The organism is Salinibacter ruber DSM 13855 (assembly GCF_000013045.1).
GTDB classification, from domain to species: Bacteria; Bacteroidota; Rhodothermia; order Rhodothermales; family Salinibacteraceae; genus Salinibacter; species Salinibacter ruber.
In genome coordinates, this window is sequence record NC_007677.1 from 1,730,895 (window position 1) to 1,746,854 (window position 15,960).

General features: G+C 66.0%; 17 protein-coding genes. 4 read left to right on the plus strand and 13 right to left on the minus strand.

Annotated features, from left to right (window positions below; translation table 11 throughout):
• Positions 1-10 precede the first annotated feature (10 nt).
• The 8 genes from SRU_RS07315 to sufB all read right to left on the minus strand — a co-directional run bounded on the left by SRU_RS07315 (position 11) and on the right by sufB (position 8,335).
• Entirely contained in the window at positions 11-427 is a 417-nt protein-coding gene (locus tag SRU_RS07315; RefSeq protein WP_011404132.1) for a VOC family protein, read from the minus strand.
• A 33-nt stretch (positions 428-460) separates the two neighbouring features.
• On the minus strand, positions 461-2,056 hold the full coding sequence (locus SRU_RS07320) for a sigma 54-interacting transcriptional regulator (protein ID WP_112903935.1): 1,596 nt from the start codon (positions 2,054-2,056) through the stop codon (positions 461-463).
• A 76-nt stretch (positions 2,057-2,132) separates the two neighbouring features.
• Positions 2,133-2,543, minus strand: coding sequence for an SUF system Fe-S cluster assembly protein (locus tag SRU_RS07325; protein ID WP_011404134.1), 411 nt, complete (start codon positions 2,541-2,543; stop codon positions 2,133-2,135).
• A gap of 141 nt (positions 2,544-2,684) precedes the next feature.
• Complete coding sequence (locus SRU_RS07330) at positions 2,685-3,110, minus strand: SufE family protein (RefSeq protein WP_011404135.1); 426 nt, start codon at positions 3,108-3,110, stop codon at positions 2,685-2,687.
• 79 nt (positions 3,111-3,189) lie between these two features.
• The gene (locus tag SRU_RS07335; protein ID WP_011404136.1) at positions 3,190-4,446 is read right to left on the minus strand and encodes a cysteine desulfurase; all 1,257 of its coding nucleotides are present in this window, start codon (positions 4,444-4,446) and stop codon (positions 3,190-3,192) included.
• Positions 4,447-4,524: 78 nt separating this feature from the next.
• Positions 4,525-5,865, minus strand: coding sequence for a Fe-S cluster assembly protein SufD (gene sufD, locus SRU_RS07340; protein WP_011404137.1), 1,341 nt, complete (start codon positions 5,863-5,865; stop codon positions 4,525-4,527).
• 90 nt (positions 5,866-5,955) lie between these two features.
• Positions 5,956-6,726, minus strand: a complete 771-nt coding sequence (sufC, locus tag SRU_RS07345; RefSeq protein WP_011404138.1) for a Fe-S cluster assembly ATPase SufC — start codon at positions 6,724-6,726, stop codon at positions 5,956-5,958.
• Positions 6,727-6,871: 145 nt separating this feature from the next.
• Positions 6,872-8,335: a Fe-S cluster assembly protein SufB gene (sufB, locus tag SRU_RS07350; protein WP_112903941.1), complete on the minus strand. Its 1,464-nt coding sequence runs from the start codon at positions 8,333-8,335 to the stop codon at positions 6,872-6,874.
• 338 nt (positions 8,336-8,673) lie between these two features.
• On the opposite strand from sufB, the gene SRU_RS07355 reads away from it, so the two are divergent.
• The gene (locus SRU_RS07355) at positions 8,674-9,006 is read left to right on the plus strand and encodes a HesB/IscA family protein (protein WP_011404140.1); all 333 of its coding nucleotides are present in this window, start codon (positions 8,674-8,676) and stop codon (positions 9,004-9,006) included.
• Positions 9,007-9,152: 146 nt separating this feature from the next.
• Complete coding sequence (locus SRU_RS07360) at positions 9,153-9,554, plus strand: hypothetical protein (RefSeq protein ID WP_118828881.1); 402 nt, start codon at positions 9,153-9,155, stop codon at positions 9,552-9,554.
• Positions 9,555-9,614: 60 nt separating this feature from the next.
• Here SRU_RS07360 and SRU_RS07365 read toward each other — a convergent pair whose 3' ends face one another.
• From SRU_RS07365 to SRU_RS07385, 5 genes are all read right to left on the minus strand, one after another.
• Positions 9,615-10,118 carry a DUF192 domain-containing protein gene (locus SRU_RS07365; RefSeq protein WP_237702037.1) on the minus strand — a complete coding sequence of 168 codons (504 nt, stop codon included), beginning with the start codon at positions 10,116-10,118 and terminating at the stop codon, positions 9,615-9,617.
• A 38-nt stretch (positions 10,119-10,156) separates the two neighbouring features.
• Entirely contained in the window at positions 10,157-10,639 is a 483-nt protein-coding gene (locus tag SRU_RS07370; RefSeq protein ID WP_103016083.1) for a DUF192 domain-containing protein, read from the minus strand.
• 23 nt (positions 10,640-10,662) lie between these two features.
• A complete protein-coding gene (locus SRU_RS07375) occupies positions 10,663-11,130 on the minus strand; it encodes a GNAT family N-acetyltransferase (RefSeq protein WP_013061901.1) in 468 nt (155 codons plus the stop codon).
• Positions 11,131-11,215: 85 nt separating this feature from the next.
• Positions 11,216-12,337, minus strand: coding sequence for a coproporphyrinogen III oxidase (locus tag SRU_RS07380; RefSeq protein ID WP_011404144.1), 1,122 nt, complete (start codon positions 12,335-12,337; stop codon positions 11,216-11,218).
• A 10-nt stretch (positions 12,338-12,347) separates the two neighbouring features.
• Positions 12,348-13,358, minus strand: coding sequence for a hypothetical protein (locus SRU_RS07385; protein WP_231847437.1), 1,011 nt, complete (start codon positions 13,356-13,358; stop codon positions 12,348-12,350).
• A gap of 116 nt (positions 13,359-13,474) precedes the next feature.
• Between SRU_RS07385 and SRU_RS07390 the strand changes: the two genes are divergently transcribed.
• Both SRU_RS07390 and SRU_RS07395 read left to right on the plus strand, forming a co-directional pair.
• On the plus strand, positions 13,475-14,650 hold the full coding sequence (locus tag SRU_RS07390; protein WP_011404146.1) for a DNA double-strand break repair nuclease NurA: 1,176 nt from the start codon (positions 13,475-13,477) through the stop codon (positions 14,648-14,650).
• A gap of 170 nt (positions 14,651-14,820) precedes the next feature.
• On the plus strand, positions 14,821-15,936 hold the full coding sequence (locus SRU_RS07395; protein WP_112903949.1) for a type III polyketide synthase: 1,116 nt from the start codon (positions 14,821-14,823) through the stop codon (positions 15,934-15,936).
• Positions 15,937-15,960 lie beyond the last annotated feature (24 nt).

Below are 15,960 nucleotides of genomic sequence, written 5' to 3' on the forward strand. Positions count from 1 at the left end.
GAGGGCTGCGTTATCCCTCCTCGATTTCGAGCACCAGTCCGTCGGCGTCCCGCACGAAGAGCCGGCCCTTTACCTCCTCGTAGGCATGGTCGGCCGCGTCGAGGCGAGAGCGAAGCGAGTGCCACTCGCGGGATGGAAGGGAGAAGCCGAGGTGGTGAATGCCGCCTCGGCCCGGCACCGATGGATGCTTCATCTCTTCCATCTCGATCAGCTCCACAACGTCTTGTCCGTGGTCGTCGGTGAGCAGGGCACGGCGCCGGCCGTCACGCACGGGGTCGTCCTCTACAGTTCGCAGCGAGAGCCCGATCAGGTCGACGTAGAACGAGACAGCCGCGTCGAGGTCCGTCGTCATGACCGAAGCATGATCGAGCTGGACGTCCACTGCGGTCGGGGCGTCCACGTCGGAAGAAGGAGAGTCGGCAGGCATGGCGCGAGGGAAGTTGCGAGAGGGAGGAGGCGATCAGGACGCGGGGGTCGGCTCCGAGGTCGGCTGGAAGGCGGAGGCGTCGATGCCGAGCCGCTTCATCTTCTTGTAGAGCCCCTGCCGGGTTAGGCCCAGCACGTCCGCCGAGGCGGTCACCTGCCCGTCACAGGCCTGGAGCACCCGTTCGATAACGGATTTCTCGGTGCGGGAGAGCACGTCGTTGAGGGTCTGATCGGGCTCTAGAATTGCGTCTGAGGCGTCCGGGGACGTGTCCGGCGACGTTCGCTCCCGTGCGTTTTCGACGATGGCATCGAGGAGCATGTCGAGCGTGATCGTGGGGGCCGGTTCGCTCTGCACGTGCACCAGCGCCCGTTCAATCTCGTTGCGGAGCTGCCGCACGTTGCCCGGCCAGTTGTAGCGGAGCAGGGCTTCCATCGCCGGTTGCGTAATGGAGACGAGGGCCGAGCCCTCCGGGCGCATCCGGTCCAAGAAGTGGCGGGCGAGCAGGGGGATGTCGGGGCGTCGCTCACGGAGGGGCGGGACGTGGAGTGAGATCACGCGCAGCCGATTGCGCAGCGCCGGCCGGAAGCGCCCCTCCTCCACACGGGCGTCGAGGTCGGCGGTCGTCGTGGCGAGGACGCGAACGTCCAACGACGCGTCGTCCGCGGCCTCCGTCGCGGGAGGGGCCGCCCCGTTGAGGAGATCGAGCAGTGACGACTGCAGGGGAGGGGGAAGGGCATCGACGTCCTCAAGGACGAGCGTTCCTCCGTCGGCGGCCTGCACGGCGCCGGTGTGGGACGAGTCATCCGTCTGGGCCCCGAACAGCTGCGCTTCGAGGGACGCACCGGCCTGCGTCGGGGCACACGAGACGTGCTCCAGGGGCCCGTCGGCTCGGGGGCTCGTGGCGTGGATCGTGCGCGCCACGAGGCGCTTCCCGGCGCCGCTCTCTCCCGTAATAAGGACCGGACTCCTGCTTGGTTGGATTTTTCGGATCGTTGCGGCCACGGCCTGCATCTCGCGGCTTTCCGCCACGAACCCGTCCACCGTCGTGGTCGGGTCTGCCGGCGGCCCCGACGGCGGCTCGTCGTGCCCGGAGCTCGCCGACGGAGCTCGCCGACGAAGCTGCTGGAGCCACTGCTCCGCCTGGGCGTCCTGAAGGCGGTCCAGGAGGCCCGAGGCGTCATCGAGCACGCGGTGCCGGAGGCCGTGCTCGTCGAGGGCACTGTAGGCCGTGGCCTGCCCCAGAAGCGCCCAGCACCGACCGACGGGATCACAGATCGATGCGAACAGCTCGCGGCCCTCCTTCAGCAGGTGCAGGCCCCGGGTGGCCTCATTCACCGATTCGGAACGGCGCACATGGGCCCAGCCGCGCCAGAGCGCCACATCGGCCCGCACACACGTGCACGAGTCCGACACGGCTTCGGCCGTCGGCAACAGCTCGAGGGCGCGGCCCGAGCGGTCACGGTGGGTCACCTCGACACGGGCCAACAGCCCGCGGAGCAGAATCTGTCCCGTGCTGGCGGCCGGGGCCGTGACCGGATCGAGCAGCGGCTCCACCATCGCGGCCACGTCTTCCACCCGCCCGTCGGCGAGGAGGGTGGTGGCCATTGCAATGGTGCGTGCGTGATTCATCGGTCGGGACGAGTTGTGAGCGTCGAATCGAAGACCGGTTCGGATCCGGGGATGAACGGCCGACGCTCAGCGGGAATTACATGAAGCCGAGTTCGAGGCGGGCCTCTTCGGACATCATCTGCGGAGAGAAGGGGGGCTCGAAGGTCATCTCGAGGTTGACGCTCTCGACGCCTTCCGTCTCGCGCACGGCGTCCTCGGCCTGGCCGGGCAGAACGCCCGCGGCCGGGCAGTTCGGTGCCGTAAGGGTCATCAGCACGTCCACGTGGCTGTCCTCACCCACATCCAGGTGGTAGATGAGCCCAAGGTCGTAGATGTTCACCGGAATCTCCGGGTCGTAAATCTCACGGAGCGATTCCACCACCCGCTGGTACAGGTCGTCGTCCGGGGTGTCCTGGACGTGATCCGGGATGGTTTCCGGAAGTTCGATCTCGGACTGCTCTTTTTCCTCGGGAATGTCGGCGGCCCCGCCGCCCCCGCCGCCGGGCATACCGCCCATTCCGCCCATCCCGCCGGGCATTGCACCTGAAGGACTCATGGTTCTATGGGATGTTGGAAAGAGTCGGTGACGTATCTACGTTCGCAAAGCACAGGACAGGGAGCGAGGACGTGAGCGGCTCCGGTGCCGGAGTTATGTCTCACGGGCGCGCTCCTGCACGGTCTCTATCATGGCCTTGAGGCCATTGTTGCGCTGCGAGCTCAAGTGCTCGTGGAGACCAATGTCATCGAGAAAGTCGAAGTCGGCGTTCGCGACGGCCTCAGGGGGCTGTTCGTCAATCACGCGGATGATGAGCGCGGCCAACCCCTTGGTGATCTTCGCGTTGCTGTCCCCCTGCACGCACAAGGCCCGTTCCTCCTCGTCGAGATCTGTCTCGATCCAGACGTCCGACTGGCAGCCGTGCACGTAGTTCTCGTCGGTCTTTTTCTCCTCTTCGAGCAGCGGAATGTCGTCGCCAAGCTCGATGAGGTACTCGTACCGGCTCATCCAGTCGTCGAAAAGCGAAAACTCGTCGACGATCTGCTGCGCGCGGTCCGAAACTGTGTCCGTAGCGGGCATGAGGGCGAGCAGGGTTGGTGGAAGTCGTGCTGCGTCGTGTGTACGTACGTTGGGTCCGGCGATGGAGTTGCCGGGCGGCCTACCCGAACATGTGGCGCACCTTGTGGAGGCCGTCGACCAGCCGATCCACGTCCTCGTGGGTGTTGTAGGCCGCGAAGGAGGCGCGGATGGTGCCGGGGAGGCCGTACCGCTTGAGGAGCGGTTGGGTACAGTGGTGGCCCGTGCGGACGGCGACACCCTCACGGTCGAGGACCGTTCCGGCGTCGTACGGGTGAATGTCGTCGAAGACGAACGAGAGGACGCTCGTCTTGTCGGGCGCAGTGCCTACAATCTGTGTGCCTTCGATGCCGCCCACCTGCTCGGTGGCGTAGCGGAGCACATCGTCCTCGTGGGCCCGCACCGCGTTCCAGTCCATGTCCATGATGTACTCGACGGCGGTGCCCAGCCCCACGGCGTCGGCGATGTTGGGGGTGCCCGCCTCAAACTTGTGGGGCAGTCCGTCGTAGGTCGACTCCTCAAACGAAACCTGATCGATCATGTCCCCGCCGCCCTGGTAAGGGGGCATCGCTTCGAGGAGCTCCCGCTTCCCGTACAGAACGCCGATGCCCGTGGGGCCGAACACCTTGTGTCCCGAGAACACGAAGAAGTCGGCGTCGAGCGCCTGCACGTCGACCGGCATGTGCGGGGCCGACTGCGCCCCGTCCACGACGACGGGCACCCCGTCGGCGTGGGCCGCGTCGATGACGTCCTCCATCGGGTTGATGGTGCCGAGGGTATTGGAGACGTGGCTGATGGCGACGAGCGCCGTGTCGTCGGTGAGCATCTCCGGGAGCAGGTCCATCCGGAGTTCGCCGCGGTCCGTGACGGGAAGCACCTCGATCGAGGCCCCCACCTGCTCGGCCAGCATCTGCCAGGGGACAATGTTGGAGTGGTGCTCCATCTCCGTGAGCAGAATCTCGTCGCCCTCCTCGGCGACCATGCGGCCGAAGGTGGAGGAGACGAGATTGAGCCCCTCCGTCGTGCCCCGTGTGAAGACGATCTGATCGGGGTCCGGCGCGTTGAGGAAGCGCGCCACCGACTCGCGGGCCGCCTCGTACGACTCGGTGGCGTCCTGGCTGAGCCGATGGACGCCCCGGTGCACGTTGCTGTTCTCCTCGCGGTAGAACGTATCCAGCCGCTCGATTACCGGGGTCGGCTTCTGCGAGGAGGCCGCGTTGTCGAGATAGGCAAGGGGCGTGTCCTCGTACACGTCCTGCTCGAGCGCGGGAAAATCCGCACGGAGCGCCTCTGCGTCGAACGAGGCCGTCTCGGAAGTCGGGTGCGTCGTGGCGGGCATGATGGGTTGGGGGAAGGTGTAGGAGTAACGTGTGGGCGTGTGATGAGGGATGCCCTCACACGTTTTCCCTCCGCAGGGCTACTCGAAGTAGCTGCCGAAGCGGCGACGGATCTTGTCCGTGATGTAGTTGCGCAGGCCGTCGATCTTGTATTCGCTCAGCACCTCGTCGGTGAAGGCCTGCAGCATCAAGATGTGGGCCCGGCGTTCGGAGAGGCCGCGCGAACGGAGGTAAAAGACGCCCTCTTCGTCGACTTGGCCGGTGGTCGCGCCGTGGCTGCATACCACATCGTCCGCGTAGATTTCAAGCTCCGGCTTCGTGTAAATGTTCGCGTCGGTGGTCAGGACGATCGTGTCGTTCTGCTGGTAGGCGTCGATGCGCTGCGAGCCGCGGGTCACCAGCACCTTGCCGTTGAAGACGGCGGTTGACTCGTCGTTGAGCACGTGCTTGTACAGCTCGTTGCTGCTGCAGTCCGGCTGCACGTGGTTCATCTGCGTGTGGTTGTCCACGTGCATCTCGTCCTTGCCGATGCAGAGGCCGTAGAGGTTTGACTCGCAGAAGGAGCCGTTGACCTCGATCGTGGCGTTGTTGCGGACCACCTCACCACTGAAGGTGATCGTGTTGGTCGAATAGACGCTGTCGTCCTCCTGTTGTCCGGCGCGGGTGTGGACCTGCGAGGCGTTCGCCCCTTCGTCCTGCACAAGGTAGTGCTCCAGGTTGGCCCGTTCGCCGACGAAGGCCTCACTCACCGTGTTGGTGAACGTCTGGGCCTCGGTGACGGAGTGCTGGGCCTCGACGACCTTGGCGATGGCCCCGTCCTCGACCACGAACAGGTGGCGGGGCTGCAAAAAGAGGGGCTCCGAGCCGGCCGTGACGTGGAGGAAGAAGATGGGCTTCTCCACGATCGTGCCGGAGGGAACGTAGATGAACGCCCCGTCCTGGACGAACGCGGTGTTGAGGGCCGTGAGCGCCTCGTCTTCGAAGTCGGCGTACTGGCCGTAGTGCTCCTCTACGATGTCGGGGTGCTCCTCGCCGGCCTGGGCGAGGCTGCTGAGCACGACGCCCGACGGCAGGTCGCCGATGTCGGAGAGCGACTCGTCGACGTGGCCGTTCACGAGCACGACGCGGTGGGCGTCCATCTCGTCAATCGTAAACGGCGCGATGTCGCTCGGGTCGAGCGACGGGCCCTCCGGCGACAGCGAGAGGGTGTAGGGCCGGTCAATGGTTTTGGAGATGTTCGTGTACTTCCAGGCCTCCAGGTCGTTGGTCGGGATGCCGAGCTGGGCGAAGCGCTCAATTGCGTCTTCGCGCTGCTGGGCGATCGAGGCGTTCGTTCCGTTGAGGGCCTGGCCGTGATTCACCTCGAAGGCCGAGATGAACCGGTCTTCGGGACGAACGTCGGTGTCGAGAGCAGTGGTCATGGTGGAGCGGTCGGTTGGAGAGCAAAATCGGGGAGGGGCAAGTGGCCGGGGGGCCCCGAGGGCGTCGCTGCACTCGGGGCGCCGGGGCCGCTACGCGGCAGCGGCCACCTCTTCGCGGATCCACTCGTAGCCGTGCTCCTCCAGCGTCTCGGCGAGGTCTTTGTCGCCGGAGCGTGCAATCTGACCGTCCATCATGACGTGAATGCGGTCGGGCACGATGTACTGCAGGATGCGCTCGTAGTGGGTAATCACCAGAAAGCCGCGGTCCCCGTCGCGGAGCTTATTGACGCCGTTGGCCACGCTCTGAAGCGCGTCAATGTCGAGCCCCGAGTCCGTCTCGTCGAGAATGGCGAGGCGCGGCTCCAGCATCGCGAGCTGGAAGATCTCGTTTCGCTTCTTCTCGCCCCCCGAGAAGCCCTCGTTGACCGAGCGCTTCGTGAGGTCGGCGTCGAGGCCGAGCATGTCGGCCCGCTCGCGCATCTGCTGAAGAAACTCGGTAGAGGAAAGCTCGTCTTCGCCGCGCGCCTCACGGACCGAATTGACGGCCTCCTTCAAGAAGTTGGTCATGCTCACGCCGGGGAGCTCCACCGGGTACTGAAAGGCGAGGAAGATGCCCTCCTCGGCCCGCTCTTCAGGCTCCAGTTCCAGAAGGTCGTCGCCGTCGTAGCGAATGCTTCCCTCCAGCACCTCGTACTCCTCGCGCCCGGCGAGAACCGAGGCGAGCGTGCTCTTGCCGGAGCCGTTGGGGCCCATGATGGCGTGCAGGTCGCCGGTATCAAGGGTCAAGTCGACGCCCTTCAGAATGTGAATGTCCTCGTCTTCGACGCCGACGTGCAGGTTTTCAATTTCTAGAAGTGCCATGTCGTATTCGTGTGTGAGTGGTGCAGTGCGAAACGAGAGTCGTTCTCGGGGCGAGAGGCCTCATCTCCGAGGCCGGGGCAGAAGACAAACGGGAGCGTGGACGGAAGTATCCGTCGCACGCCCCCGTGGGCTTCTGCTCAATGTGCTATCCAACGCTGCCTTCCAGTTCAATGTCGAGAAGCTCCTTCGCCTCCACGGCGAACTCCATGGGAAGCTCCTGAAGGACCTCCTGACAGAAGCCGTTGACGATCAGCTTCAACGCCTCCTCTTCGCCGAGGCCACGCTGGTGGCAGTAGAACATCTGGTCCTCACCTACCTTCGAGGTGGTCGCCTCGTGCTCAATCTGCGCCGAGGGGTTGTTGCTCTCGATGTACGGGTAGGTGTGCGCACCGCAGTCCGGCCCGAGCAGCATCGAGTCGCACTGCGAGAAGTTGCGGGCATTGTCGGCGTTCTTGCTCACCTTCACCTGGCCGCGGTAGCTGTTGTCCGCCACGTCGGCCGAGATGCCCTTCGAGATGATGGTACTCTTGGTGTCCTTGCCGATGTGCTGCATCTTCGTGCCCGTGTCGGCCTGCTGGTGCCCCTTGGTGAAGGCGACCGAGTAGAACTCGCCGACCGAGTCGTCCCCGGCCAGAATGACGGACGGGTACTTCTGCGTCACGGCCGAACCGGTCTCCAGCTGCGTCCAGCTGATCTTGGAGTTGTCGCCCTTGCAGAGGCCCCGCTTCGTGACGAGGTTGTAGACGCCGCCCTCACCGGTGTCCGGGTCGCCCGGGTACCAGTTCTGGATCGTGGAGTACTTGATCTCGGCGTCCTCGTGGGCGACGAGCTCGACGACCGCGGCGTGGAGCTGATTCTCCTTGCGCATCGGGGCGGTGCAGCCCTCCAGGTAGCTCACGTACGCGCCGGGCTCGGCGACGATGAGCGTGCGCTCGAACTGGCCGGTGCCGGCCTCGTTGATGCGGAAGTAGGTGGACAGCTCCATCGGGCAGGTCACGCCCTCCGGCACGTACACGAACGATCCGTCGCTGAAGACCGCCGAGTTGATCGCGGCGTACAGATTGTCGGTGTACGGAATGACCGTGCCCATGTACTCCCGCACGATCTCGGGGTGCTCCTTGGCCGCCTCGCCGAAGGACTTAAAGATAACGCCCTTCTCCTCCAGCTTGTCCTTGAAGGTGGTGGCCACGGAGACGCTGTCCATCACGGCGTCGACGGCCACGCCGGTGAGGGCCTTCTGCTCCTCCAGCGGAATGCCGAGTCGCTCAAACGTCTCCAGAATCTCGTCTGGCACCTCGTCGAGGCTTTCGTAGCTGGCCGTCTCCTTCGGGGCGGAGAAGTAGCTAATCTCGTCGAACTTGGGCGCCTCGTAGTCGAGGTGGGCCCAGTCGATGGTTTCGCCGCTGTCGAGGCGATTGCGGGCGTGGCGGAAGGCCTTCAGCCGCCAGTCTCGGAGCCACTGCGGCTCGTCCTTGCGCTCCGAGATGTAGCGGACGACGTCCTCCGTGAAGCCCTCAGGTGCCGTTTCTGCCTCAATGTCGGTATAGAAGCCATGCTTGTAGTCCTCGCTGGCCTTGCCCTTTAGATATTCAGTCTCAGACGTGCTCATAAGCTGTCCCTTGGCGTGTCGTGCGTGATCCGATGCGGGTGGTGGCACCGATTCCCTCGGGCGGGGCGCCGGACCCGAGTGTAAACCGATGTTTACGCTGTCATCACCGTGTCAACGTGCGATTACAACAGGGGGGCTGCCGGGTCGTTCCTCCGGGCGTGCGGGCCGTTACATCTTTATGAGAAGTTGGCTCGGCGGGCGTTGGGGGCGGGGACACGGGCCGCAGCACGGGCACGATGCGACGGGCGGCCGGGAGTGGGACCGGGGCGGGAGAAACTTTCAATTTGGGCCTGCAGTACGCGAGGACCCGTTGTACTTGAACTCGTTTTGCTCTCGATATGACCATTTCGATTACGGACCGGGCGCTCGATCAGATTGAGTCGGTCGCGTCGAACGAGGAGGTGGATTTGGGCGAGACCCTTCTCCGCGTGGCGGTGGTGCCGGGCGGCTGTTCCGGGCTGACGTACGACCTCGGGTGGGAGACGACCGTGAAAGACGACGACGAGGTGGAAGAGCACGACGGGGTGCCGGTGGTCTTCGACAAGAAAACCCGGCTCTATCTTGACGGGTCGGAGCTCGACTTTACGCATGGGCTGAACGGGGATGGCTTCCACTTCTCCAACCCTCAGGCCTCCCGGGAGTGTGCGTGCGGCGAGTCGTTTGGGGTGTAGCTGGGGGGGAGCGGCAACGGCCTGACTGAAGCTGAGCGATTCAGGGTGGTTGTACGGCATCGGGGCACGTGTACGTAAGGTGAGCGGATTTACGGAGAATCCGCGCCCAATGCCCGTGTCTTCGAGTCGAAGGTGCCCTGATTGGTATGCGACGCGTCTCTGCCGTCTCCGTGTTGGTGTGTACGCTCGTGCTGGGGCTGGGCTGTTCGGTCGTCGGGACTGAAGAGCCATCCTTGACCCCCGAGCGGGTGAAGTTCTCCCGGTTTACGCCGGACACCACGGCCCTGCGCGGGGAATGGGCGTGGAGGCGCACGGTCTGCTGTTTCGGGGACCGTGACGTATCAACCCCGAGTTCCACAGGGGAGACCGAGACGGTCATCTTCACGGCTCGCGACACCGTCGAGGTATACCGCAACGGGAGGCTCAAGCGGGAGGCGACCTACGACGAGTACCTAGACGGTGCGCAGTGGGGCGTCAGGGCAGACACCTTCGCGATCAGCCGTGCGTACCGGGACAGGGCCGAATCGCTGTACGTGCGTCCGGATTGACCCGCCATGCCCGGACGGCCCGCGACGCTCTTGCCGATCCGGGCAGCACGTCGTCCGGCCCTACTCCACTCGTCGCCACCGAATGCGGTCGCCCTCCAGCAGGCCGTGGGAGTCGGCAAACCCGGCCGGAACCTCCACGACGTACTGGGCCGGGGCGTCGGACCCGTAGCGCTCGTTGGAGAACGGCGTGGTGTATTTGGCAATGTTGACGATCTGCGAGTCCGCGTCGGCGAAGATGATGTCGAGCGCGACGGGCGTGTTCGCCATCCAAAAGCTCTGGGGCTGCTCCTCGTCAAAGGGGAAAAGCATTCCACTCCGGTCGTTGGGAAAGCCCGTGCGCTGCATCATGCCCCGCTCTCGCGCCGAGTCCGTGTCGGCAATCTCCAGATCGATCGTCACCGTGGAGTCGCCATCCTGCAGAAAGGTGAGGCGCCCCTCCTTCGTGAAGGGAATGGCGTCGGTCGTGTCGGCCGCCGCCGAGCCGGCATCGTCGGGGCTCTGGCAGGCGAGCCCGACCAGGAGTAGGGGGAGAACCAGAAGTGTAAATCCGAGTGCGCGGGTCATGGAGGCGGGAAGTAGCACGTGGGACGAGAATTGAACGGTCATTCGGACCGGGTCCACCGGACGCGAGTGCTGTCGGTGAGGTCGAAGCGGTCGGCAAAGCCGGCGCGGACCTCCACCACGAAGTTCCGGGGGGCGGCCGGCTCGATGGATTTCTCCGAAAAGGGCGTGGTGCGGCGGGCGATGTTGATGACCTGCGAGTCGGGGGCCACGAACACGATGTCGAGGGGAAGGGGGGTGTTCTTCATCCACATCCCTCCCTCGTCCACCGAGTCGAAGATGAACAGCATGCCCCGGTCGTACCCGAGCGAGCGCTGCCGCATCAGCCCGCGCCTACGTTCGGCGTCAGTGTCGGCAATGTCCACGTCGATGGTCCGAAGGGTGTCGCCGCCGGGGGTGAGAAATGCTAGGGAGCCCTCCACCTCGAATCCCTCTTCCGTGGAGGGGGCGTGACTGTCGCTCGCACAGCCGACGAGAATGAGTGGACCGAAGGCGAGGAGAACGAAGAGGGACGCGAGTCGCATGTCCAGAAGCGGCAAAATGGAAATCAGAGGGCGCGTTCCATGTAGACGGCATTTGGGAGCGGGTTGTGATAGTACGCGTCTCGTTCCTCGAACGCAAGGGACCGGTAGAGGCGCCGTGCGGCGGTCATCGAGGCCACCGTGTCGAGTCGCATCGCGTCGTAGCCCAGCGTCCGGGCCTTTTCAATGATTGCCGACGCCAGCGCCCGCCCGATCCCCCGCCCCCGGTGTGCCGGCATCACGTACAGGCGTTTCATCTCGCAGACGTCCTCCTCACCCAGCGGCCGGACGGCCACCACCCCCACGGGCTCCCCGTGCACGTCCGCCAGCAGAATGGCGCCGTCCGGCGGGGCGTACGGCCCGGGAAGGGCCTCCATCTCCGCCTCAAAATCCTGGAAGTCGAGGGCGAAGTCCAGCCCGTCGACGTACGCCCGAAACAAGCGACGGGCAGCGTCCAGGTCGGCGTCCGTCCTCGCGGGGCGAACCTCGGGCATAGAGACGACTGAAGGGGCAATGCTACGATTGTGCGACGGCGCTCCAGGGGGGCGTCCTTGGCCTGTCGGCCGTGTGCGGTTCACACTACGCCGGCCCCAGCTCGCGAAGCAGCCGGCGCGTGATGGCGTCGGTGAGAAGGCGGCCGCGGTCCGTCAGGGCCACGCGGTCCGGATCCTCGTGGATGAGCCCGCGTCGCCGGAGGCGGCGAAGCGTGTCGGCCTTCCGGTCCCGGAGCCGAAGGTCGTACCGGTCGGCCAGGGCGTTCAGGTCCAGCCCCGCCTGGGTGCGGAGACGGAGGAGCATGTACTCGCGGGCGAGGGCCGATGTCGACAGCGTCTCGTCGTGGGCCACAGGGGGGGCGTCGGCCTGAAGTCCCTCCACGTACGCCGTCAGGTCCGCGACGTTCGACCACCGCCGTGCTGCCGGAGACGGGGGAAGATCGGGCGCCCAGAAGCTCTCCGCGCCGGGGCCGAGCCCCAGGATGGACCCGTGGGCGTAGACGTGCTCCTGGTGGAGGGACCGGTGACCCGGCCGGGCGAAGTGGGTCAGCTCGTAGGGGACGTAGCCCTTGGCCCGGAGAAAGGTGAGGGCGAAGGCCAACTGGTCGGCGCGCTTCTCCGCGTCGCCCGTGTCCAGCTCGTGGAGCGTGAGGTGCGGGACGCCCAGCGAGACGGCCCGGTGCAGGCTTGCCTTCCAGCCGGCTCGCGACTGGCCCGCGCCGCCGAACACGAGATCCACGGAAAACTGCCGGAATCCGGCCCGACGCACCCGCCGAATGCTGCGGGCGAGGTCGTCGGCACTGTGGGGGGCCCCCACAGCGGTCAGGTCCTCCCCGACGAACGACAGCCCTTCGATGCTCAACCGCGTAACGCCCAGGCGGCGAAGGTGAGACAGATACCCCGAGGAGGCGTCGGCCGGGTGCAGCTCCACGGTCACCTCGTCGAGCGCCGTCGGCTCCACGACTCGACCGAGCGCCCGAACGAGGGGGCGCAGGGCCCCGGGGCGGCAGAGCGAGGGGCGGCCCCCGCCCACGTAAAAACTCCGGATCGGCACGCCTTCCAGAAGCGAGTTGGCGTGCCGGTCGATCTCGCGGGCGAGCGCAGCTGCCAGGGCAGAAGCATCGGGTGTCGGGCTGACGACGGTGTACGCGTCGTCGTAGGGCCGGGGGGCTGCCCGGAACGGCACGTGAACGTAGAGGCCAGCCACGGCGGACGGGTCATTCGGGGGAGTTGGCGAGCGGCTCCACTTCTTTCCAGCGTCGGATTTGCACGTGGTCCTTGATGACGTCCAGGGACTGAAGCACGACGGACTGGGCGAGTTGGTTCAGGCGGCGGTCGTACTTCGGGCTCATCAGCGCGTCCGCCGAGATGGAGGTGACCTGTGTGATGGCCTGGTCGTTGTCGAACGAGCACACGTCGGTCACCATCCGGTCCACCACGTTGAACACGATGTCGCTGATGGCATTTTCGAGGAGGGAGGCCACGGGCCGCCCCACCCCGGGCAGGGCGGCGAGGGTGCCAATCTCGCGGTTCCGCTGTACGGCATCCTCGATGACGCCGTCGAGGTACTCGTGGAAGTCGTCCTGCTGGTGGTCGTAGGCAACCGCCGTGGCCTCCTGCAGGCGGTGGGTCACCGCTTCGATCAGGGCCTCCCGCTGGGGGGCAATCACCTCGCGCCCGATGCGGGTGGTCACCTCCTGGCTCGTCCGGATTTCCTCCTGTAGGCCCTCGATAATGCGGACCGTCACGCGGTCGCTAATTTCTTCCAGGACGATGTCGCGGTACTTCTCGAACGTCCGGTAGAAATAGGTCTCTCGGAGGTCGACCAGGCCGGTCCGCTGCAGCTTCGGAATCATGGCGACGAGCCGCAGCAGCCGCAGCGAGCGGAGCGACCCGACCGGAATGCAGCCGAGCACGTCGTACCAGTGCACGAACGGGTAAAAGAACCAGCGGTGATAGCGCTGCCGATAGATGGCAAGCCCCCAGCGCACGAGAATCTCGACCACGAAGATTGAGACGAACGCGAGGTCGTAGAGCAGAAAGTGCTGGTGGATCGTCTGGTCGTACCAGGTGTATAGCGCCGGGACGTAGTTCTCCATTTGCGTCTGGACGATCGGGCTGGCGAAGCCCCAGTCCACAATGAGAAGGGCGAGGTTGGCGACGATGAGGGCCATCATCACCACGTCCACGACAAGGCCCAGCGTTTCGCGCGCGGTTCGATCGGCCATGGTGGCGAAAAAGGCTTGCATCGAAAGAGTGATGTCGAGCGCCCCGCAGGAGGCGTCCGCAATATCCGGCACGTCCGGGAGAATCTCGAAGTGTTCGTACTGGATCCCCCACCGACATGCTTGATCTTCGACAGCTCCGGGACCAGCTCGACGATTTTGCGCAGCACCAGACCGACCGGACGAGCCGGCGGGCGGCACAGCGGGACCGGGCCGAGGCCCTGCTCCGGGTCTGCCACGACCACTGGCGGGCGGTGCGGGAGGCGGTGGCCACGGCGCAGCCCCGTCGTCTCGTGGCCCAGATGCGAGAGCCGCCCGCCGCCGTGCACGCGCCTCCGGAGCGCCCGTCGCCCATCACGGTCGTAGCGACCGACGGGTCGCAAATCTATCCGGACCGCCACGTGGAGCCGCCCTTCTTTCTGTTAAATGTAAGTCAGGTCGCATTCCAGTACGGCACGACTGAAGACGCGCACCTCGACGCGGTTCCGAGCCTGCAGTTTCGGGAGGGGGTGGATGGCCGCTTCGAGGCGCGCATCGAGACGATCACCACCGAACTGGTCTCGGCGCTCCGCGACGAACTGGAACTGGGGTCCCTTCTCGACGCCGCGACCACGGCCCGCGTGGCGGACCGCCCCCTCGTGGCCCTGGCCGACGGCACCCTCATTCGGTGGATGGTTCGGGGCATGGACCACGACGCCCTCGAAGACGAGCTGATCGCCCGGTATACGGAGCACCTGGAGGGCTTCCGGGACGCGGGCCTCGCCCTGGCGTCCTACGTGAGCATGCCGGCGAGCACCGAGGTCGTGAACCTGCTCCGGTTCGTGGGGGGCGACCTGGAACCCGAGCCGCCGGTGGGGACGGAGGTCTCGACCGAGCCCCGCCTGGACGGCGTGCTCGACCGCCATGTTCTGGACATGGTGCTCGATTCTGGGGAGCGATCGGCCGTCTTCGGGTCGGCCTCGCACATTCAGGGCGAATACCCGACCGGGACGGACATCTCGTTTTTCTACGTGAACGTGCCGGGGGCGGGTGGGGGTGAGATCGGGCGCGTGGAGGTGCCGCGCTGGGTCGCCGAACAGCCGATGCTTCTGGAGCACGTGCACGCCACGGTCCTCCAAGAGTGCGAGAAAGGCGAGGGGTATCCGCTCGCGCTGTCGGAGGCGCACGAGCAGGCGGTGGTGCGGGCGTCGGAGCGTGAGGCATTTTTTCGCCTCGTGGAGCGGCGTCTGCGACGGGCCGGGCTGGGGCCAATCGGGTCGCGGAAGCGACGTTCGAAGCAGCGGCCCCGAGTTTGACCCCTCGTCGCGCAGGCCCCGGTGCTGATTCAGACGTGCGGCCGTGGCCTTGCCCCTCCGCACGGGGCAGGAGGGGCAGTCGTGCCGGACCGTGCCCAACTCCCGTGCGAGTTGCGCGTTTGGCGGAAGTGCACAGGGCTCCTTCTTTTCTCCAAAGCGCCAGGTTCCGCATGCACACCGTCGTCGAGTCGATTGCTACGGGCAACCCTTCCTTCCGCAAGCCCCAACCGGAAACGGCCGAGTTTATGCAGCAGATCGAGCGCCTGCCGGAGGCCCTGCGGGCGCGTCTGCCGTCGCTCTACGAGCAATCGGCGATCGACTACCGGTACTCGTGTGTGGACGACTACGGGGAAGACGACCCGGAGGCTTTTACCTTCTTTCCGGAGAACTGGTCGCTCGACCCGGCCCCGTCCACCCGGGAGCGGAACGAGAAGTACAAGGAGGCCGCCATTCCGCTGGCGGAAGACGTTGCCGGTCGGGCCCTCGACGGGGCCGACACGGAGGCGGACGAGATCACGCACGTGGTGGCCGTCAGCTGCACCGGCTTTTTCGCCCCGGGGCTCGACATTGAACTCGTCAAGCGGCTCGACCTGCCCGCCGACACGGAGCGCACCTTCATCGGATTCATGGGGTGCTACGCGGCGTTCAATGCCCTTCGGGTGGCCCACAGCTTCTGCCAGAGCCAGCCGGACGCCCGGGTGCTGGTGGTCTGCACGGAGCTCTGCACCCTTCACTTCCAAATCGACGACACCCTGGAAAGCGTAGTCGTCAACTCGCTTTTCTCCGACGGCGCGGCGGCCACGGTCCTCTCGGCGCGGTCGGACCGCGAGGCGCGCGGCCGGATGACGTACGTCGACGGCCGGAGCCGCCTCGACGACGACTCGATGGAAGACATGACCTGGGCAATCGGCAACACGGGATTTCTGATGGGGCTCTCCTCGCGGGTGCCGGATGTGATCGCCGACCACCTACCGGGATACGTCGATGGGCTCCTCGGGGCCAACGACCGGACCCCCGACGAGATGGACTTCTGGGCCGTCCATCCGGGCGGGCGGGCCGTGGTGGAGCGGGCCCAGGACGTGCTCGGCCTCGCGCCTAGCGACGTGCAGCCCAGCCTGGAGGTGCTGCGGCGCTACGGCAACATGAGCTCGCCGACCGTTTTGTTTGTCCTGAAGCGCATCTTCGAGCAGGCGGCGCGGGGCGACGGGGCCCCTCCGGAGCGGGGCGTGGCCATGGCCTTCGGGCCCGGCCTTACGATCGAGGGGGCGCTCTTTGAGCGGGCGTAGTGCCCTCGGGGAACGGGCCCACCG